The 18,269-nt window shown below is 65.3% G+C and carries 16 protein-coding genes and 1 other RNA gene; 12 read left to right on the top strand and 5 right to left on the bottom strand.

Going from position 1 to position 18,269, the window contains the following annotated elements; genetic code table 11:
* The first annotated feature begins 85 nt into the window (after positions 1-85).
* From recQ to NM2_RS29995, 7 genes are all read left to right on the top strand, one after another.
* Entirely contained in the window at positions 86-2,185 is a 2,100-nt protein-coding gene (gene recQ / locus NM2_RS30025) for a DNA helicase RecQ (RefSeq protein ID WP_439956939.1), read from the top strand.
* A gap of 54 nt (positions 2,186-2,239) precedes the next feature.
* Positions 2,240-2,473: a WLR motif membrane protein gene (locus NM2_RS30020; protein ID WP_067675684.1), complete on the top strand. Its 234-nt coding sequence runs from the start codon at positions 2,240-2,242 to the stop codon at positions 2,471-2,473.
* A gap of 89 nt (positions 2,474-2,562) precedes the next feature.
* The gene (locus NM2_RS30015) at positions 2,563-2,805 is read left to right on the top strand and encodes a WLR motif membrane protein (RefSeq protein ID WP_067675680.1); all 243 of its coding nucleotides are present in this window, start codon (positions 2,563-2,565) and stop codon (positions 2,803-2,805) included.
* Positions 2,806-3,089: 284 nt separating this feature from the next.
* Entirely contained in the window at positions 3,090-3,701 is a 612-nt protein-coding gene (locus NM2_RS30010; RefSeq protein WP_169816257.1) for a DUF4232 domain-containing protein, read from the top strand.
* Between the two features lie 399 nt (positions 3,702-4,100).
* Positions 4,101-5,093: a quinone oxidoreductase family protein gene (locus NM2_RS30005; RefSeq protein ID WP_067675674.1), complete on the top strand. Its 993-nt coding sequence runs from the start codon at positions 4,101-4,103 to the stop codon at positions 5,091-5,093.
* On the top strand, positions 5,090-5,983 hold the full coding sequence (locus tag NM2_RS30000; protein ID WP_067675671.1) for a TauD/TfdA dioxygenase family protein: 894 nt from the start codon (positions 5,090-5,092) through the stop codon (positions 5,981-5,983). Before NM2_RS30005 ends, NM2_RS30000 begins: the two co-directional genes overlap by 4 nt.
* 40 nt (positions 5,984-6,023) lie before the next feature.
* Entirely contained in the window at positions 6,024-7,076 is a 1,053-nt protein-coding gene (locus tag NM2_RS29995; RefSeq protein WP_067675666.1) for a beta-keto acid cleavage family enzyme, read from the top strand.
* 33 nt (positions 7,077-7,109) lie between these two features.
* Here the strand turns inward: NM2_RS29995 and NM2_RS29990 are convergent, their stop codons facing one another.
* Together NM2_RS29990 and NM2_RS29985 are read right to left on the bottom strand one after the other, a co-directional pair.
* Positions 7,110-8,135 (bottom strand): AraC family transcriptional regulator, encoded by a 1,026-nt coding sequence (locus tag NM2_RS29990; RefSeq protein WP_067675663.1) that lies wholly within the window; start codon positions 8,133-8,135, stop codon positions 7,110-7,112.
* Between the two features lie 85 nt (positions 8,136-8,220).
* Entirely contained in the window at positions 8,221-9,153 is a 933-nt protein-coding gene (locus NM2_RS29985; protein ID WP_067675660.1) for a LysR family transcriptional regulator, read from the bottom strand.
* Positions 9,154-9,323: 170 nt separating this feature from the next.
* Between NM2_RS29985 and NM2_RS29980 the strand changes: the two genes are divergently transcribed.
* From NM2_RS29980 to NM2_RS29970, 3 genes are all read left to right on the top strand, one after another.
* Positions 9,324-10,301 carry a YeiH family protein gene (locus NM2_RS29980; RefSeq protein ID WP_245718282.1) on the top strand — a complete coding sequence of 326 codons (978 nt, stop codon included), beginning with the start codon at positions 9,324-9,326 and terminating at the stop codon, positions 10,299-10,301.
* A gap of 431 nt (positions 10,302-10,732) precedes the next feature.
* Complete coding sequence (gene smpB / locus NM2_RS29975; protein WP_067675859.1) at positions 10,733-11,206, top strand: SsrA-binding protein SmpB; 474 nt, start codon at positions 10,733-10,735, stop codon at positions 11,204-11,206.
* The gene (locus tag NM2_RS29970; protein ID WP_174575697.1) at positions 11,203-12,066 is read left to right on the top strand and encodes a DMT family transporter; all 864 of its coding nucleotides are present in this window, start codon (positions 11,203-11,205) and stop codon (positions 12,064-12,066) included. The genes smpB and NM2_RS29970 overlap by 4 nt, the downstream gene beginning before the upstream one ends.
* 21 nt (positions 12,067-12,087) lie before the next feature.
* On the opposite strand, the gene NM2_RS29965 is transcribed toward NM2_RS29970, so the two are convergent.
* The gene (locus NM2_RS29965; protein ID WP_067675657.1) at positions 12,088-12,576 is read right to left on the bottom strand and encodes a MarR family transcriptional regulator; all 489 of its coding nucleotides are present in this window, start codon (positions 12,574-12,576) and stop codon (positions 12,088-12,090) included.
* Between the two features lie 295 nt (positions 12,577-12,871).
* Complete coding sequence (locus tag NM2_RS29960; RefSeq protein WP_084531700.1) at positions 12,872-13,315, bottom strand: nitroreductase/quinone reductase family protein; 444 nt, start codon at positions 13,313-13,315, stop codon at positions 12,872-12,874.
* A 434-nt stretch (positions 13,316-13,749) separates the two neighbouring features.
* Between NM2_RS29960 and ssrA the strand changes: the two genes are divergently transcribed.
* Positions 13,750-14,119, top strand: a transfer-messenger RNA (tmRNA) gene (gene ssrA / locus NM2_RS29955).
* Between the two features lie 153 nt (positions 14,120-14,272).
* Here the strand turns inward: ssrA and NM2_RS29950 are convergent.
* A complete protein-coding gene (locus NM2_RS29950) occupies positions 14,273-15,475 on the bottom strand; it encodes a tyrosine-type recombinase/integrase (RefSeq protein ID WP_084531699.1) in 1,203 nt (400 codons plus the stop codon).
* A 1,033-nt stretch (positions 15,476-16,508) separates the two neighbouring features.
* On the opposite strand from NM2_RS29950, the gene NM2_RS29940 reads away from it, so the two are divergent.
* Entirely contained in the window at positions 16,509-17,900 is a 1,392-nt protein-coding gene (locus NM2_RS29940) for an IS1380 family transposase (RefSeq protein ID WP_067675649.1), read from the top strand.
* The last annotated feature ends 369 nt before the right edge of the window (positions 17,901-18,269 follow it).

Here is an 18,269-nt window from a genome sequence, read left to right as displayed (position 1 = left end):
TTCGGAGCGGGTGCGTTGGGTATGGAGCGGGTGCGGCTGTGGGAGAGTGCTCGCGCGTGCGGCGCGGATCCGTAGGATGTCGGGGGTGAGTTCGCAGGAGACGCTCGAGACGGTGGCCGATTCGCTGATCGATCAATCCGGCGCGGGGGCCGAACCCGATGCGGCGCAACAGGTTCTGCGGCGCGTATTCGGGTACGACAGTTTCCGCGGGCTACAGCACGACATCGTCACGCAGGTCATCGAGGGCGGCGATGCGCTGGTGCTGATGCCGACCGGTGGCGGTAAATCGCTGTGCTATCAGATTCCGGCCCTGGTGCGTACCGGTGTCGGTGTGGTGATCTCACCGCTCATCGCGCTCATGCAGGATCAGGTCGACGCGCTCAATGCCCTCGGCGTGCGCGCGGGCTTCCTGAATTCCACCCAGTACCCCGACGAGCGCCGCACGATGGAACAGCAGTTCCTCGCCGGTGACCTCGACGTGCTCTATCTCGCCCCCGAGCGGCTCCGCCTGGAATCCACGCTGCAACTGCTGGACCGAGCCGAGGTGTCGGTGTTCGCGATCGACGAGGCGCACTGCGTATCGCAGTGGGGCCACGATTTCCGGCCCGACTACCTGGCGCTGTCGGTGCTGCACGAGCGTTGGCCCGATGTGCCGCGTATCGCGCTGACCGCCACCGCCACCGAGGCCACCCGCCGCGAGATCGCCGAGCGCCTGGATCTGACCGGTGCGAAACATTTCGTCGCGGGTTTCGACCGCCCCAACATCCAGTACCGGATCGAGCCGAAGAACCGGGCCGACCAGCAGTTGCTCAGCTTCATCAGCTCCGAGCACGCCGGTGACGCGGGCATCGTCTACTGCCTATCGCGCAATTCGGTGGAGAAGACCGCCGAATTCCTCACCCGCAACGGCATCGAGGCGGTGCCGTATCACGCCGGGCTCGACGCCCGCACCCGCGCGGCCAACCAGTCGCGTTTCCTGCGGGAGGACGGGTTGGTCGTGGTGGCGACCATCGCGTTCGGGATGGGTATCGACAAACCCGATGTGCGCTTCGTCGCCCATCTCGACCTGCCCAAATCGGTGGAGGGCTACTACCAGGAGACCGGCCGCGCCGGTCGCGACGGACTGCCGTCCACCGCGTGGATGGTGTACGGCCTCAATGACGTCGTCCAGCAGCGCAAGATGATCGACTCCTCCGAGGGCGATGCCGCACACCGCCGCCAGCTGAACCTCCATCTGGACGCGATGCTCGCGCTGTGCGAGACGGTGCAGTGCCGCCGCACCCAGCTGCTGGCCTATTTCGGTCAAAGCGGCGAGCCTTGCGGCAACTGCGACACCTGCCTGAATCCGCCCGAATCCTGGGACGGCACGGTGCCCGCGCAGAAGGCCCTGTCCGCGGTGCTGCGCCTCAAGCGCGAGCGCGGGCAGAGCTTCGGGGCCGGGCACATCGTGGATATCCTGGTCGGCAAATCCAATCCGAAGGTGTTGCAGCACAAGCACAATGAGCTCAAGGTCTTCGGAGTCGGCGCGGAGTTGCGCGATGTCGAATGGCGCGGGGTGATCCGCCAGCTGCTGGCGCAGGGCCTGCTGGCCGTGCACGGTGACTACGGCGTTCTCGTGCTCACCGAGGCCAGCGAGGAGGTGCTGTTCAAGGGCCGTCAGGTCGCGCTGCGGCGGGAACCCGAGCGGGTCAAGCCGGCGAAAGCGCCGCGCGCCAAGGCATCTCGTCTCGCCGCCGCCGATCTGGCTCCGGCCGATGCCGGTCTGTTCGAGCGCCTGCGGGCCTGGCGCGGGGCCACCGCCAAGGAACAGGGCGTTCCGGCGTACGTGGTATTCCACGACGCGACGTTGCGCGAGATCGCCGCCCGCCGACCGGCGAGTCTGGCTCAGCTCGGCGAGATCAGCGGCATCGGGGAGAACAAGCTCGCCAAATACGGCGAGGGTGTGCTGGAGACGGTCGCGGGGGAGCCGGAGTCGGGTGAATCCGCACCCGCGGCGGCGAGCCAGACTCCCGCCCCGGCGCGTCCCCGTGGCGGTTCGACCGCACGCACGGCTCCCGCGTCGTCGCGCACCCGGGCCGCGGACCGGCCGGAACCGCCCCGGGAGCAGGTTTCGGAGGCGTCGGGCTGGGATCACGAACCGCCCCCGGACTGGGATTTCGAGCCCCCGCCGGACGATGCGTACTGAATGTGGCACGGACCATCCGTTTATCACGACCAGGAATGTGGGTAACGTTCTGATATGACGCTCGGTAACGATGATGTGACAGGTGGTGGCGCAGGCCCCGCCGAGGGGCCGACCCTCTCGGTGACAGGGCCCGATGCCGAGTCGCATTCGGACGCTCCCGGGCACTCCCGCTACCACCGGCTGTGGCCGCGTCGGCAGCAACTCGGTCGGCCCCGGGTGTCCACCCTGGTACTCATGTCGGTCTGGATCGCGGTGCTGGCCCTCTACCTGGAGATACGCCCGGCATGAGCCGACCCGCGCCCGCGGTCACCACACGAACCCATTCCGATTCGCACGAATTCCGCACGCGTGCGGGCGCGCCCGGATAGCGTTCCGGCATGGACCACCACAGCCATCAGTCCGATGGCGGCGACTCCCAATCGAGTGGTTCCGATCGGGACCAATCAGATGCACCCGAGCCCGGCGATGTTCGCGCGCGGGCCATCGAAGGAATCGTCGACACCGGCTGGTTGCGGCCGCACACCTACCGCCGCTCGGGTCGCCCCCGAGTGTCTACGATCGTTCTGCTGATCGTGTGGATCGCGCTGCTGGTCCTGTATCTCGAGGTCCATCCCGGCTGATCGGTCTCGCCGCGGCCGGCGAATCTTCGGGAATCGGTATCCGAGCGAACCTTCCGGGCACGATATTTCTCACAGCTGGACGGCCTATATCGCGTGCCGGGTACAAACCGTTTACAGATCGGGGCTGTGAAAAGTCGCGCATATAGTAATTCCCGTCCGAACAGGTCGTTGCACCGTGGATTCGATGGTGAGGCGGTAAGGTTTGCGACGGATTCAGGAATTACGTGGGGTTGGCGCAACCTCGTTCGAATATCTATGGGAGTGGCGTGAAATTCGGAAATTCGGTGGGGATCGTTGTGGCCGTGGCGGGGCTCGCGCTGTCGGTCTCGGCATGTCAGGGGAACGATTCGGCGGTGCCGGGGACGACGCCGCAGATGTCGACCGCCCAGCAGGCCGCGTCCCCCGCGGCGTCGGCCGCGCACGAGTCGAATGCGTCCGCGCCCTGCCACACCGCTGAGCTCTCGGCCCGGCTCGGCTCGCAGGAAGAGGTTCCCGTGAACGTTCAGGGCGAGCTCGGAGCCGCCGGTACGCACTACAATCTGCCGCTCATCTTCACCAATCGCTCGGCGCACGCCTGCGTGCTGTCCGGCTTCCCGGGCGTCGATCTGGTCGGACCGGGGTCGACCTACTCGCTTCCGCGGGTCGGCGACCCGTCGCCGGTGACACTCGTACCGGGGGCCAGCGCGCACAGCGTCATCTCCTACATCGACCCCTCGGGCAGCGTGCCGCCGGGCGAGAAGACGACGTTGTGGACTCCGACGAAGGTATCGGTCACCCCGCCGAACGAAACCACGCAGATCTCGGTGCCGTGGAGCGTCGGTAATCCGGTCGACAATGCGGACAAAGCGTCCGGGGCTGCCGCCGCTCATATTCAGCCGATTCAAGCCGGAGCCTGATTGCGGACTCGATGATTTCGGGGGAATTTACGCAGCCAGGGATGAAATCGGCTGACGATCAATGAATCGAATGGGCGAGTTCGTCCAGCCTGCCTCGGTTAATCGCCATTGCCGACCTGGGCGCGCTGTTCCCGATTCGCTGACCCGACAGGGTCCGCGAACTGATCCGACAGGGCGCGCGAATGAAGGCTGCCCGTTGTGACGCACCTGCTGTCCCGATATGAAAAGAACTGCGTCCCGGAAAGGTAAGAAAATCCTCGTTCGGACCTCTACCGTTGATCGCATCGGGCAACGCGGTCGGCGGACCGAGATTCGCTACCCGCCCGATGGGCGGGCGCGCCGGGTGACATCGGCCGTGCGGGCGCGAGCGCCCCCACTCGGCGAACGAGGAGATACGCTGTGGCACAAGCTTTTCGCTTCTACGAGACCGGTGCGCCCGAGGTGCTCCGATGGGAGCGCGTCGAGGTCGGTGAGCCGGGCCCGGGCGAGGTGCGGATTCGGCACCTGGCCGTGGGCCTGAACTTCGCGGACATCTATTTCCGGACCGGGCTGTACCCGGTGCCGCTGCCCGCCGGGATGGGCGTGGAAGCGGCGGGCGTGATCGAGGCCGTCGGACCCGGTGTGACCGACTTCGCCGCGGGTGATCGGGTCACCTACACCGGCAGCCCGCTGGGGGCCTACAGCACCGAGCGGGTGATGGCTGCCGAACATCTGATCCGGCTCCCGCGCGAGGTTGCGTTCGACACCGCCGCGGCGATGACCATGCGCGGGCTGACGACGGCATACCTGCTGCGCCGCATCCACCCACTGCGATCCGGTGACACCGTGCTGCTGCACGCCGCGGCCGGTGGGGTGGGCCTGATCTTCATCCAGTGGGCAAAACTGTTGGGTATCACCGTGATCGGGACGGTGTCCAACGCCCACAAGGCCGAGATCGCCCGCGCCCACGGCTGTGATCACGTCATCGTGTACACCGAAGAGGATATCGCACAACGTGTTCGCGAGCTGACCGATGGCGTCGGCGTGCGGGTGGTCTACGACAGCATCGGCCGCACCACCTTCGAATCATCGCTGAATTCGCTGGCGCGCCGCGGACTTCTGGTGTGTTTCGGAACCTCGTCCGGCCCCATCCCGCCGATCGATGCCATGCGGTTGGCGGTCGAAGGGTCGGTGTTCGTCACCCGTCCGGCCCTGGCCGATTACATCGCCGATCCCGCCGAACGCGCCGAACTCGCCGATGAACTGTTCTCCCACGTGGCGCAGGGGCGTATCCGCATCGGCATCCATCAACGCTATGAACTCGCGGATGCTGTTGCCGCACATCGCGATCTGGCGAAGGGAACGAGCATCGGCTCGTCGGTACTCACCGTTGACCAGGAGGGATTCTCATGACAAGCATTGCCCCCGAAGATATTTCGACCAGATCTGCGCCGTTCGGCATACAGCCGCTGACCTGTACCATCGGCGCGGAACTGTTCGATCTGGATCTCGGCGAGGTAGCCCGCGACGACGCACTGTTCGCCGCGCTGCGAGCTGCGCTGCTCGAGTACAAGGTGCTGTTCTTCCGCGACCAGAACATCAGCCGAGCCGAACATGTCGCTCTCGCAAAACGTTTCGGTCCGCTGGAGGATCATCCGGTGCTGGGCAGCGATCCCGAGTACCCCGGCCTCGTTCGCATCTACAAGGATCTCGACAGCGCACCCGAACACTACGAGAACTCCTTCCACTGCGATGCCACCTTCCGGGAGGCGCCCCTGATGGGATGCGTCCTGCGCTGCGTGCGGACGCCCGCGGTCGGCGGCGACACCATCTGGGTGAATATGGCCGAGGCGTACCGGCGTCTGCCCGACCGGGTGCGATCGCGGATCGAAGGGTTGCGGGCGCGCCACTCCATGGAGGCCAGTTTCGGTGCGATGCGCTCGACCGAGGAACGCCTCCGGCTGCACGAACAATTCCCCGACGCGGAACATCCCGTGGTGCGCACGCATCCCGAAACCGGTGAGAAAGTGCTGTTCGTCAACGCTTTCACCACGCACTTCGTCAACTACCACACCCCGGAGAACGTGCGCTTCGGCATCGACTACTCGCCCGGCGCGTCCGAACTGCTGAACTATCTCATCCGGCAGGCGAGCATTCCCGAATATCAGGTCCGCTGGCGGTGGACCGAGAACAGCTTCGCCATCTGGGACAACCGCTGCACTCAGCACTACGCGGTCCAGGACTACTTCCCCGCTGTTCGCAAGATGGAGCGAGCGGGCATCATCGGCGACAAGCCGTTCTGAAATTTATTTCACCACAACAGATTTCGCAAGGAGTAGCATCATGTTCTTTCACGACGACGCCCTGTTCCCCGAGAACCAGGAGAAGCTGGTCATCACCGTCGCGCCCTACGGCCCGGAATGGGAACCCGGCGATTTCCGCGACGACCTGCCGCTGACGATGGACGAGCACGTCCAGCAGGCCGTCGACTGCTACGAGGCCGGCGCTACCGTCCTGCACATCCACGTGCGCGAGCTGGACGGCAAGGGGTCGAAGCGGCTGTCGCAGTTCAACGAGCTGCTGAGTCGCCTGCGCGAGGCTGTTCCGGAGATGATCCTGCAGGTCGGCGGGTCCATCTCGTTCGCGCCGGAGGGCGCGGGCGCCGATGCGAAATGGCTGTCCGACGACACCCGTCACATGCTCGCGGAATTGGACCCGAAGCCGGATCAGGTCACCATCGCCATCAATACCAGCCAGATGAACATCGTGGAATTGATGACCGACGACGATATCGCCGGTACGTCGTTCACCCGGCCGGAGGTGTACGAGGCGTATCGCGAAATGTACGTCCCGGCGGGGCCCGGTTGGGTTGAGGAGCATCTGATGCGGTTGCAGGCCAACGGGATTCAGCCGCACTTCCAGCTCTCCAGCATTCCGCAGCTGGAGACCGTGGAGCGGCTGATCCGGCGCGGCGGGTACACCGGTCCGATGATGGTCACCTGGGTCGGCATCGGCGGCGGCTTCGACGGCCCGAATCCGTACAACATGATGGAGTTCATCCGCCGTGTTCCCGATGGCGCCGTGCTGACGCTCGAGACGCTCATGCGCAGTTGCCTCCCGGTCAACACCATGGCCATCGCCATGGGACTGCACACCCGCTGCGGTAACGAGGACACGCTGTGGGGCCGCAAGGGCGAGAAGATGACCTCGGTGCGGCAGATCGAGCAGCTCGTCCGCATCGCCGGAGAACTTGGCCGCGAGGTGGCGACCGGTAAGGAAGCGCGTCAGATCTACCGGCTCGACGAGCGCTACCGCGATGCCGACGAGACGTTGGCGAAGATCGGTTTCGCGCCGAACCGGAAGCCGGGGCAGGTCGGTTTCACCCACCACGCCTGAGCGGGGCGGGGTGGCCGAGGTGAATTCGGCCGACTACCTATTCCCTTCGTGGGCAGCGTCTTTCGATGCATCCCGGCGCCACTGGGTCGGGCTGCACCCGTACTGACCGCGAAACCAGCGGGTGAAGCCGGCGGGGCTGGAGAAGCCCAGCATTCCGGCGATCTCGGTGAACGAGCGTCCCGGATTCCCCACCGCCCGGCGCGCCAGATCGATGCGGGTGGTGTCGAGAATCTCCGAATAGGTGCACCCCTCGTCGGCCAGGCGGCGGTGCACGGTACGGCGGTCGACGCCCAGGCTGCGGGCGACCTGATCGGCGGAGCAACGCCCGGTCGGCAGCAGCAGTTCCACGAGTTCCTGCACCCGATCGCGAACCGCCGTCTCCGCCGTCGTGCTCACCGAGTCGAGTAACTGTTGGGCATAGGGACGCAGCAGCGGATCCGACATCGGGTTCGGGGTGTCGAGATCCGTTGTGTACAAGGTCATTCCGGTGAACTCGTGATCGAATTTCACCTGCGGGCCGAACAGTCGTCGATGGGTGGTGCGATCGCGCGGCGCGGGATGGGTGAAGGTGGTTTCGGCGGGCTGCCAGTTCGCTCCCAGAAATCCGCGCAGGATGCCGTGCGTCGCACCGATCGCCAGTTCGGTGGCCTGGCGGGTGCTGCGGCGTTCGCCGGTGTCCAGACGCAGGCGGACGCTGGCGATGCCGTTGCGTTCGGTGAGCCGGATGTACAGCGCTTCGTTGTAGGCATGCTGGTGGCGGACCATCAGTTCGAGTGCGCTGCGCACATCGGGCTCCTCGCGGATGACGAGGCCGAGCGGGCCGAGATTGGACAGGCGTCGCCGTTCGGCGAGCAGCAGCCCGAAATCCTCGCGGCCGGATTCGGCGGCGGAGTGTTCCAGCAACTCGGTGACGGCCGAGGCTGGCACCCACCGATCCTGCATGCTCAGACTCGCGGGATCGAGCCCTGCCTCGCGGAGCAGCCGGGCGGGATCCAGGCCCAGGGACTGCCCGAGAGCCACGTAATCGTTCAAGGCCGCGTACCGCGCCAGTGGCTTCATGCCCGCCTTTCGGTGTCCCGAATTGTTCGCATGTATGTCCCCCAGAGTAAAGCAGGGACGCCGGTGGCGGACGGTCCCGAGTCGGTTATCGGTCGGACTCCGATTCCGGATCCCCGCCGTCCCGGGCCCCGCCGCACGCCAGCTGAACGAGTTCGCCCGCGGGGCCCTCCAGGCGGCGCGGCGAGCGCCACACCGCTCTGAGCAGTCTGGACATGTCCAAGCCCTCGACCTCGACGGTTCGCAGGGCGCCGGAACTCACGTGATCGCCGACGGCCAAGGTGCTCAGAACCGCGGGCCCGACGCCCTCCAATACGCTGGTGCGAATAGCGGCGGCACTGCCCAATTCCAATAGCGGCTCTGCCCGGTCGTATTCTTGTAGCGCCGTGTCCAGCGTATTCCGCATACCCGAACCGGGTTCTCGAACCACCAGCGGCGTCGCGGCCAATTCGGCGATCGGAATCGGTTTTCCGGTTCGAGCCCACGGATGTTCCGGATGCACGACGACGATTAGTCTGTCCCGGGCTACCGCGATACTGTGCAGTTCGGCTGGAACCGTCGGCGACTCCACGAAGCCGACTCCGCATTCACCGCTGATCACTCGCTCGAATACCCGGGAAGAATTGTAGACCTGGAGATGAACGGTTATCTCCGGATGCAATCCGCGAAGTCGGCCGAGCCAGCGCGGCAGCAGATGTTCGGCGACCGTCATACTCGCGCCCACGGTGAGTTCCGGGGAATGTCCGATACGCAGTCCCTCCGCGACGTCGAGAAGTTTATCGGCGTCGGCCAGAACGATGCGCGCCCAGTGCGCGACGACGGTCCCCTGCGCTGTGAGTGACGATCCGCTGGGCTTGCGCTCGACCAGGGGCACACCGAACTGCCGCTCCAGCCGCTTGACGACTCGGCTCGCATTGGGCTGGGGAATCCCCAGCTTGCGGCCCGCGGCGCTCAGGCTCCCGTAATCGTCTACGCCTACCAGCAGCTCCAGCGCACTGAAATCAGGGAACCGCCTCGACATGCGTCGACGATATAGCCCGGCCCGGGGGTATGTCCATCTGATATGGCCTCATGTAAAAAATTGGTCTTCCGGATCCACCGGTAATGCTCCACTGTGAATTCATGAGCACTCGCGTGAATGGTGAACAGGCAAGAGCGGTCGGGGACGTTACGCGAGCACACCGTTCGCGTATGATCGCCGCGTTGCTTCCCGGGGTGACGCTGTGCGTCCTCGCCACGGCGATCGCGGTGACGGTGAATTATTTCCTGCCGACCATCAGTCCGTTGCTCATTGCGATCGTGCTCGGGGCGATACTGACGAACGCAGTGCGAATTCCCGAACACATTCAACCCGGATTGCAGTTCTCCGCCAAGCGACTTCTCCGAGTCGGTGTGGCACTTCTCGGCCTTCAGCTCATGCTCAGGAATATCGTCGATCTCGGCTGGGGCATGATCGTCGTCGTGATCGCGATCGTTTTCCTGGGCATCGCCGGAACGATGTTCGCCGGAAAACTTCTCGGCCTGAGCTGGACGCAGCGAGTGCTCATCGCGTGCGGATTCTCCATCTGCGGGGCCGCCGCGGTCGCCGCCGTCGACGGCGTCATCGATGCCGGTGAGCAGGAGGTGGTCGCCGCGGTCGCGCTGGTCATCCTGTTCGGCACCCTGATGATTCCGGCCATACCGCTGCTGTCGCACGCGTTCGGCCTGTCCGGCAGAACTGCCGGTCTCTGGGCGGGCGGTTCGATTCACGAGGTCGCTCAGGTCGTCGCGGCCAGCAGCGCGATCGGTGGTGCGGCACTGGGCGCGGCGGTGGTGGTGAAGCTCGCGCGCGTGCTGATGCTGGCACCGGTCATGCTGATTCTCAGTGTGCGCCAACGTAATCGGCTCGGTGCGGACGTCGAGGTGAAACGTCCGCCGCTCGTCCCGCTGTTCGTCGTCGCGTTTGTCGTCTGCGTTCTGCTCCGCTCGTCCGGACTGCTTCCCGGCGTGATCCTGGACGATGCCAAAACCGTGCAGAGCGTCCTGCTGACCGCCGCGATGTTCGCCCTGGGCTGCGGAGTCCGCGCATCCACCATCGCGAAGGTCGGCGCTCGCCCGCTGGTCCTGGCCGTCGCCTCTACCGTCTGGGTGGCGACGATCGCCCTGGCCGGCGTGTTGATCGCGTCCTGATTCCCGACCGGATCGGCGATCTGGGGTTCGCGGACCGGTCAATGCCGCGACTACCCGCTGGTGGAACGAGTCTTCGAACTGTGCCGGTATCGCGAAAAGTATTGGTCTGCTGAGGGTTCCGTCGTCCGTTGAGGTCGTTGCCGCACACGCCCGAGCGAGCGCATTCGCGGGTGACGACCTCTCCGACCGGTACCTTCGTCGGCGACGGCTTCCTCGAGCGGCTGCCAGGATCGCGGGTAACTCGATCACGGGCCTCGCGCTCTGCGCCGACAACGTGATGTTCGTATCCCGGACGTTTTCGGGCCGACGAGTTGTTGATCAGTGGGTGTGGTTCGCGCGGGTCCGTAAGCTGGTCGGGCGAGGTGACCGCGCGGTGGGGCGGGCATTAATCGATTGCCGCTCACCAGGGCGGATGTGTTAGAAGGGTGTACATGAAGGAGCAGGGGCGCAAGGTTATCGCCACCAATCGGCGAGCGCGGCACAACTACGCGATCCTCGACACCTACGAGGCCGGGGTCGCGCTGGTCGGTACCGAGGTCAAGAGCCTGCGCGAGGGTAAGGCGTCGCTGGTGGACGCGTACGCCACCATCGACGACGGTGAGGTGTGGCTGCGGGGCCTGCACATCCCCGAGTACGGGCACGGTACGTGGACCAATCATTCGCCGCGCCGCACCCGAAAACTGCTGATGCACCGCCGGGAGATCGACAAGCTCTTCGGCAAGATCAAGGAGAGCAGCCAGACGCTGGTTCCGCTGTCGATGTACTTCTCCGACGGCAAGGTCAAGGTGGAACTCGCGTTGGCCAAGGGCAAGCAGGACTACGACAAGCGCCAGGATCTGGCGCGCCGCACGGTCGAGCGGGAGGTGACTCGGGAGCTCGGGCGGCGTGTGAAGGGCATGCGTTGATCGGAGTTCTGCTGGCGCTGCTGGCGGCGGTCGGGTACGGCGTGAGCGATTTCGCGGGTGGGGTGGCGTCTCGGCGGGTTGCCGCGCTGCGTGTGGTGATCGTGTCCTATCCGCTCTCCGTGGTGATTCTGCTGATCGTCGCGCCGCTGGTCGGCGGGCATTCCGACACGGCCTCGACGCTGTGGGGGGTGGCCTCGGGGGTGGCGAGCGGGCTGGCGGTGTGGTGGTTCTACGCGGCACTGGCCAGTGGGCCGATGGCGGTGGTCTCACCGCTGACGGCGGTGCTGGTCGCCGGTATTCCGGTGCTGGTCGGGATGGTGACCGGGGAGCGGTCGAGTCCGCCGGCCTACGTCGGGATCGCTTGTGCGCTGATCGCGGTGGTGCTGGTCAGCAAGGAATCGCCCGATGACGTCACCGAGGAGATAACCGGCGGCCGGAAACTGCGTTTCGATCGTCGCGTCGCACTGCTGACGATCGGCTCGGGTGTGGCGTTCGGGCTCGCCTTCGTCTGCCTGCACGAGACCACGCCCGCGTCGGGCGTATGGCCGGTGCTGTACGCGCGCGTCGCGGCGACCGTGGTCGTCTGGGTGGCGGCGCTGGTCACCGGTCAGTTCCGGGCGCCGCGCGGCGAGCCGTTGCGGCTGGCGTGCTACGTCAGCGTTCTGGATGTGGCGGCGAATGTGGCCATGCAGTACGCCTTCCACTCCGGCTTGCTGTCCCTGATCAGCGTGATCGGCTCGCTCTACCCGGCGGCAACGGTCCTGTTGGCCATGGTCCTGCTCGGTGAACGCGCCGGACCGTTGCAGAAGATCGGTATGGCGATGGCGCTGGGGTCCGTCGCGCTGATCGCCACGGCCTGAATCGCTTGTCCGGCCGTGCGGCTAGTGCCCCAATTCCTCCGCGGACTCGTGACCGGCGGCGCCGGCGCGGCGCAGGAAGTCGGCGATGACCTCGAGTTCGGCGTCGGTGTACTCGGCGCAGACCTCGTCCATGCGCTGGGTCATTCCCGAGAAGAGCTGGAACAGAACAGGATTGCGGTCGCGCACCGGGCGCAGGGTGACCGCCCGGCGGTCGGCCGATTCGGGGTCGCGCTCGCGCACGATCCAGCCCGCCTTCTGTAGGCGGTCCAGGATTCCGGTCAGGGTGGCCGGGTGCACCCCGGCCAGGCGGCCGAGCGCGGTGGGGGACAGCGGGCCGTGCCGGTTGATCAGATCCAGGCAGGTCCAATCGATGTCGCGGAGCTCGACCCGGTTGCCGAAGCGACGATTGAGCAGCGACAGCTGAATATTCAAGTCGCGCAAAGCATCCCGAACCGCGACGGTGAGCTGACGGTGTTGTCGCGTCGCGGTCCGGTCGGCATCCGAGCTCATCCCCGTGCCTCGCCGGTACTCGGTTCCGCGACACCCTCGAACGAGGGTTCGCCGAAGCTTCGCTCGCCCATCTGCTGTCCTCACGTCGGATCGTATGAAACTCATACGATATCGCGGCGTGCGTCGGTGGCGTCGCGCCGATCCGCCCCCGGAGTGCACCGATCCGGCCGGGATCGCACCGGAGCACCCAGCAGTGCACGAATCGGGCCGGGTCGAACCGGGCTGCCCGCATCGATCCGGTCGGGGCCGCACCGGAGCACCCGGCAGTGCACCGATCCGGCCGGGGCGAATCGAATCAGGCCGGTTCGACCCGGAATACCGCGATGCGGTCCGCGGCCGCAGCGACCCCCTCCGGCGTCGCCTCGTCGGCCAGTCCCGTGGTGACGAAGCGCGATCCGACACTCGCCGGACTGGCGGCAACCAGATTGCGCAGGACCGGACCGCGCTGATCCACCGGCAGCTCGACCAGGCGGGCAGTGGTGGACCTGCGTCCACGGGTCAGGGTGACGGTCTCGGCCGCGCGCACATTGGCGACCCAGGCGGCTTTCGGGAACGCCTGGAAGATGTATCGCCCTCCGTCAAGCTCGTTCACCGCGATCGGAAAGGTGAGCAATCGTCCACTGCGCCGCCCTGTCACGGTCAGCAACTGCATCGGCCCGAAGGCGATGCCCACACGCTGCAATCCGGTGATGAGCCTGTTGATGGTGTTGGTCATCCGACGGTATCTGTCTGCGTTCATGCGACCGATCGTACGCTCAGATGTACGAGAATCATATAGTACGGTTATCGTAATTTCTGAGGTGTGCCCGCGCTGGAGGCTGCGGATCGCGACTCTGACTCGCGGTATGTAGTCGCGTGGACGTGTTCGGTGGCGGTGATGCGGGGAGTGGCGGGGGCTGCCAGGTTGCGGTGACTGGTGGCCAGGGTGCTCTGAAGTGACAGGTCTGCCTGGGGTGTCCAGAGTTCTGGGAATGGCTGGTGTGCTGGGTGTGACCGGTGCGCCGGGAGCGGTTCGTCTCCACGGCGACATGTGTGCCGAGGCGGTTGGCACGGGGGACTGCCGCCGACGCCGGTCGCGACCGCCGACCCGCCGGTGTGGTCGGGAATGGCCTGTGTGCGCAAGGTGTTACTATGAACAGCCCGGTCACCAGCCGGGCAACTGGATTGAAGTACGGGGCTGAACGGTTTCGACTGCGTACGTCGATTCAGGGGAAGCGTGTCGGTGCAGGCAAGAGACCACCGTAAGCGTCGCTGCAACCCTATAAGCGCCGATTCCAATCAGCGCGACTACGCTCTCGCTGCCTAAGCAGTAGAGCGTGTCTGTCAGCCCGGGTTCGCCTTCGGCCCGGCCCCTGGCATCAGCTAGAAGGCTCACCGTCCTGCTCGGTCGCGGAGTAGGACGGGACAACCAACAGCGACTGGGATCGTCATCTCGGCTCGTTCGCAAGACCGAGAGATCCAAGCAGAGACACAGCGAACTGCACACGGAGAAGCCCTGGAGAAGCGGCGGAGGACCCGGGTTCGATTCCCGGCAGCTCCACGTTATGGAAACCCGCAGGTCAACGGCCTGCGGGTTTTCTTTTTCTTGACCGGATCGATTCGGAATTATGCTTCTACCTGCGGATTCGCGCAACAAGGCCGGGTTCCCGGCAGCTCCAGTGAGCTGCTTGTTTGCGCTGCAGGTGAGGGGTCCTTTTTATGCCTGCGGTGGTTCGGTGCCCACATTTTGACCACGTCCGGTGGCGGTACGCATCGCTGCGCCCATCCTGGCAGCTACGTCATCGAGGTCACTGTCGAACAGGTGTCCGTACCGGTTGAGGGTCATCTCGGCTGATCTGTGTCCCAACTGTCTCTGGACCGTCTTCACGTGCGCGCCGCTGGCGATCATCAACGACGCCGCAGTGTGTCTGAGTTGATGCGCAGTCACCCGCGGGAACGTTGCCGGGCCGTTCGGTGTGCCGTCCTGATCGCATTGCGAGGATGCGTTGATGCATCGCCGCACAGCACCGCCGAGCCAGTGAGTAGTGGTCGGAGGACGCATCGGCTCTCCATCGGGGCGCGCCCACAGGAGGCCGTTCGGATCACGCTGCGCTTGGACGACCGGTCGCAGGAGATCGGCGATTTCGGCCGGTATGACGACGGTCCGAATCTCCCAGGTCTTCGGGGTGCCGATCACGCTTCGTGAGTTCACTTTGGAGGCCGACCGGGTGATCGTGATGCGTCCGCGGTCGAGATCGGCATCCTTCGGGCGCAGGGCCGCCATCTCGCCCCATCGGCACCCGCTGTAGGCCAAGAACATCACGATCTCCGGGTGCTTGGACTCTGCGGCAAGCTGGGCTACTTGCATATGCGTGAGGTAGTTGTGATCGAGGCCCTGACGCTTCGGAAGCTTCACCCCCCGAGCAGGATTCGTTGGAATCCGCTTCTGTGTCACGGCATTGTCCAAGATCGACGCGAACACCGAGTGGATGTCGCCGACTGTGGATGCGGCCCGGTCGATACCCGCGACCCACGCCTGAACCTCTGTCCGATCGATCGATGCCACCTTGCGTGCACCCCAGAAGGGCTCGACGTGCACGCGCCAGATGCTCTCGACGCGCGTCTCCCACGATTTCTTGTCGAATACCTGTCCGTCGAGCCAATCTGTCCCCAGCTGGCCGAATGTTATCCGGCCGAGCGATGGTGCGATGTAGTTGCCGGTCAGCTTGTCGACCTCGACGGTGTTCGAGAACGTCTTCGCGTCCTCTTTGCGCTTGAACCCGCGCTTGTCGGTTTGCCTACCGTCCGGCTTGCGATACCGCACCCGATACTTCGTATGCCCTTGCTTGCGGCATGCCGCGATGTCCAGTCCGCAGGACTTCGTGCATACTGTGGTGCGATATGGCTCGATGGTCGCCATTTTCCTGCTTGTCCTCTCTGTCTTTAAATCACTGCCCCACAACAGCTTTCTATGCCACCTTCCGCGACCCTTCGATTGAGCACCTGGGCAATTGCTTCGTGGCGTCCTCAACCGAGTCCGGAAGTGCCCGGGCGAGGCACGCGGCGGTGATGTGTCGGCACTTGGTGAAGTCGTCTGATTACCGGACTCGTCGGGTCCACCCGTCCGGAGCTCCCGGGCTATGGCACAAAGTTGGTGGCGCGCCGATGTTTTGGGAGACTGGCGGGAAATGATCGATCATGATCCGGGTGAGCTGATCTTGATCCGAGGTACATACGTTGTGGGACAAGGGAATAGGGAATACAGCGATCTGCAGGGCGCTCAACCTCGACGAGAAGACGGTGCGCCGCAACACCCGTCACTGCGCCCAAGTCGCGCCAGGTCACTGGCTGGATCATCTGCCGCGCCGACATACGCACCGAGTCCGAACAAGCCGACTTGACCCGAATCCTCGCTGCCCGATCCTGCACACCATGGATCAGCTGGTCAGCGACTTCGGCGGAATGCTGCGCCACCGGCGCGGCGCTCCGTAGCTGTGCTGATTCGACAGTAAGTCCGTCGAGCGCCCTGACCGCCAACCAGCTCAGGGACTATGCTTTCGGAAGCTTCCAGCAGCGGTCGGCAGGCGGGGCGAGTCGGTCGCAGGTTCGATTCACTGGCGGGGCTGCTGACGCCGCCTGGGCATGGGCGGACGGCTCGGATTCGGGGATCGTGTCGCCGGCTCGCGGCGCGGCATCGTCGTGGCGCCTCTACCAGTACTGCGGGGACATCACGCCCGCGGAGATGGAGGCCGCCCACTACGCTCAGAACTCAGCCGAGCAAAATGTTGAGCTGTCACATCAGAAGGTCTCCGGACTCACCGGGGGATTCACTAAGCCTGGATTCACCGACGGGCTTGCGTCCGTTGGTGGGGTTTGAATGAAAAAGTGCCCTTCGAGCTGCGATGATTGCTGTTGTCTAGGCAACAATCGTGCAGTTCAGAAAGGCACTTCGGGTGCAAGTTTCGCACAGGTTCGCCGCGGAGTCGGCGGTGTTCGACGATGAGAATCTCGTGTCGCTGGCCGGGCTGGTGCCGGTGATGCGGCTGGCCGAGCAAACAGGGCTGGTCGAGGCGCTGTCGGAGAAGGTGGTGATTACTGGTTCACGGATCAAGTCGGGGTCGGCGAATCCGGCGCCGAAGCTGGCCACATTGATCGCGGGGATGTGTTCGGGTGCGGACAGCATCGACGATGTCGGCGTGCTGCGCAGCGGCGGGATGAAGACATTGTTCGATCGCGTGTATGCGCCCTCGACGATCGGAACGTTGTTGCGGGAGTTCACTTTCGGCCACGCTCGCCAGCTCGAGGCGGTGCTGCGCGCGCATCTGGCCCAGCTGTGTCGGCGGGTGGAGTTGCTGCCGGGCGCCGGGGTGCGGGCGTTCGTGGATATCGACTCGCTGCTGCGCCCGGTGTATGGGTATGCCAAGCAGGGCGCCTCCTATGGACACACCAAGATCGCGGGCAAACGCATTCTCCGCAAGGGACTTTCACCGCTGGCAGCCACGATCAGCACTGATCTCGCCGCGCCGGTGATCGCGGGGATGCGCCTGCGGGCCGGGAAGACCGGCTCGGGAAAGGGCGCCGGACGGATGGTCGCCCAAGCTGTCGCGACCGCGCGGGCAGCCGGGGTCACCGGTGAGGTTCTGGTCCGTGGCGATTCGGCCTATGGCATCCGCGCGGTCGTCGGTGCCTGCCGCCGCGCGGATGTCCGGTTCTCGCTGGTGTTGACGAAAAACAGTGCCGTGCAGCGGGCGATCGCAGCGATCGGCGATGATGCGTGGACACCGGTGAGATATCCGGGCGCGGTCCGGGATCCGGATACCGGCGAGTGGATTTCCGACGCGGAGGTCGCCGAAATCCCGTATACCGCTTTCGCTTCCAAGCCCGACCGCATCACCGCCCGGTTGATCGTGCGCCGCGTCCGCGATGCCGCCCGCCAGGACGAGTTGTTCCCGGTCTGGCGGTATCACCCGTTCTTCACCGACTCGGCCGAGCCGACTGTCGACGCGGATATCACCCACCGCCGCCACGCTGTCATCGAGACCGTGTTCGCGGACTTGATCGATGGCCCGCTGGCGCACATGCCCTCGGGACGGTTCGGCGCGAATTCCGCCTGGGTGCTGTGTGCAGCGATCGCGCACAACCTGCTGCGCGCCGCCGGCACGCTCGCCGACCCGCGACTGGGCAAAGCCCGCGGTGCCACACTGTGCCGCAAGATCATCGCCGTTCCCGCTCGTTTCACACGACCGCAGCGAAAACCCGTGCTGCACTTGCCCGCTCACTGGCCCTGGGTCGCTGCCTGGCAGCGGTTATGGCACGCCACCACCGCCACACTCTCGACCTGCTGAACACACGCAAACAGTCCCTACGACCAGGAACAACAGTGGAAAAGCTGGGCAGACCAGCGACTACCTCACGCCCGAAACCCCCATGGTCCGCGCGCCGCAGGCGCACGGACCACACCAAAGACCCGTCGGTGGATCAAGGCTAAGCGGCGATGAAGGTTTCGTGTATGAGGCGTTTGCAGGAGGGGCAGATGAGAGTGTGGATGTGCGTCGGCTGACGCCTGAGGGCCGCCCGCGCTGCCCTCTTGATTCTCGCGAACGGCGGGACCGACGAACGATCGTTCAACGAAATTCTCCTGGTGTACTGGCTCGAACAGACAGCAGAGAAAGAAACCGCCCAAGGGGATACAAAACGATGTGCAGCTGTTTCTA

This window comes from Nocardia miyunensis NBRC 108239, assembly GCF_001613065.1.
Classification (GTDB): Bacteria; Actinomycetota; Actinomycetes; order Mycobacteriales; family Mycobacteriaceae; genus Nocardia; species Nocardia miyunensis.
Note: the sequence above shows the minus strand (reverse complement) of the source record. Positions and strands in the feature narration are given on the sequence as shown.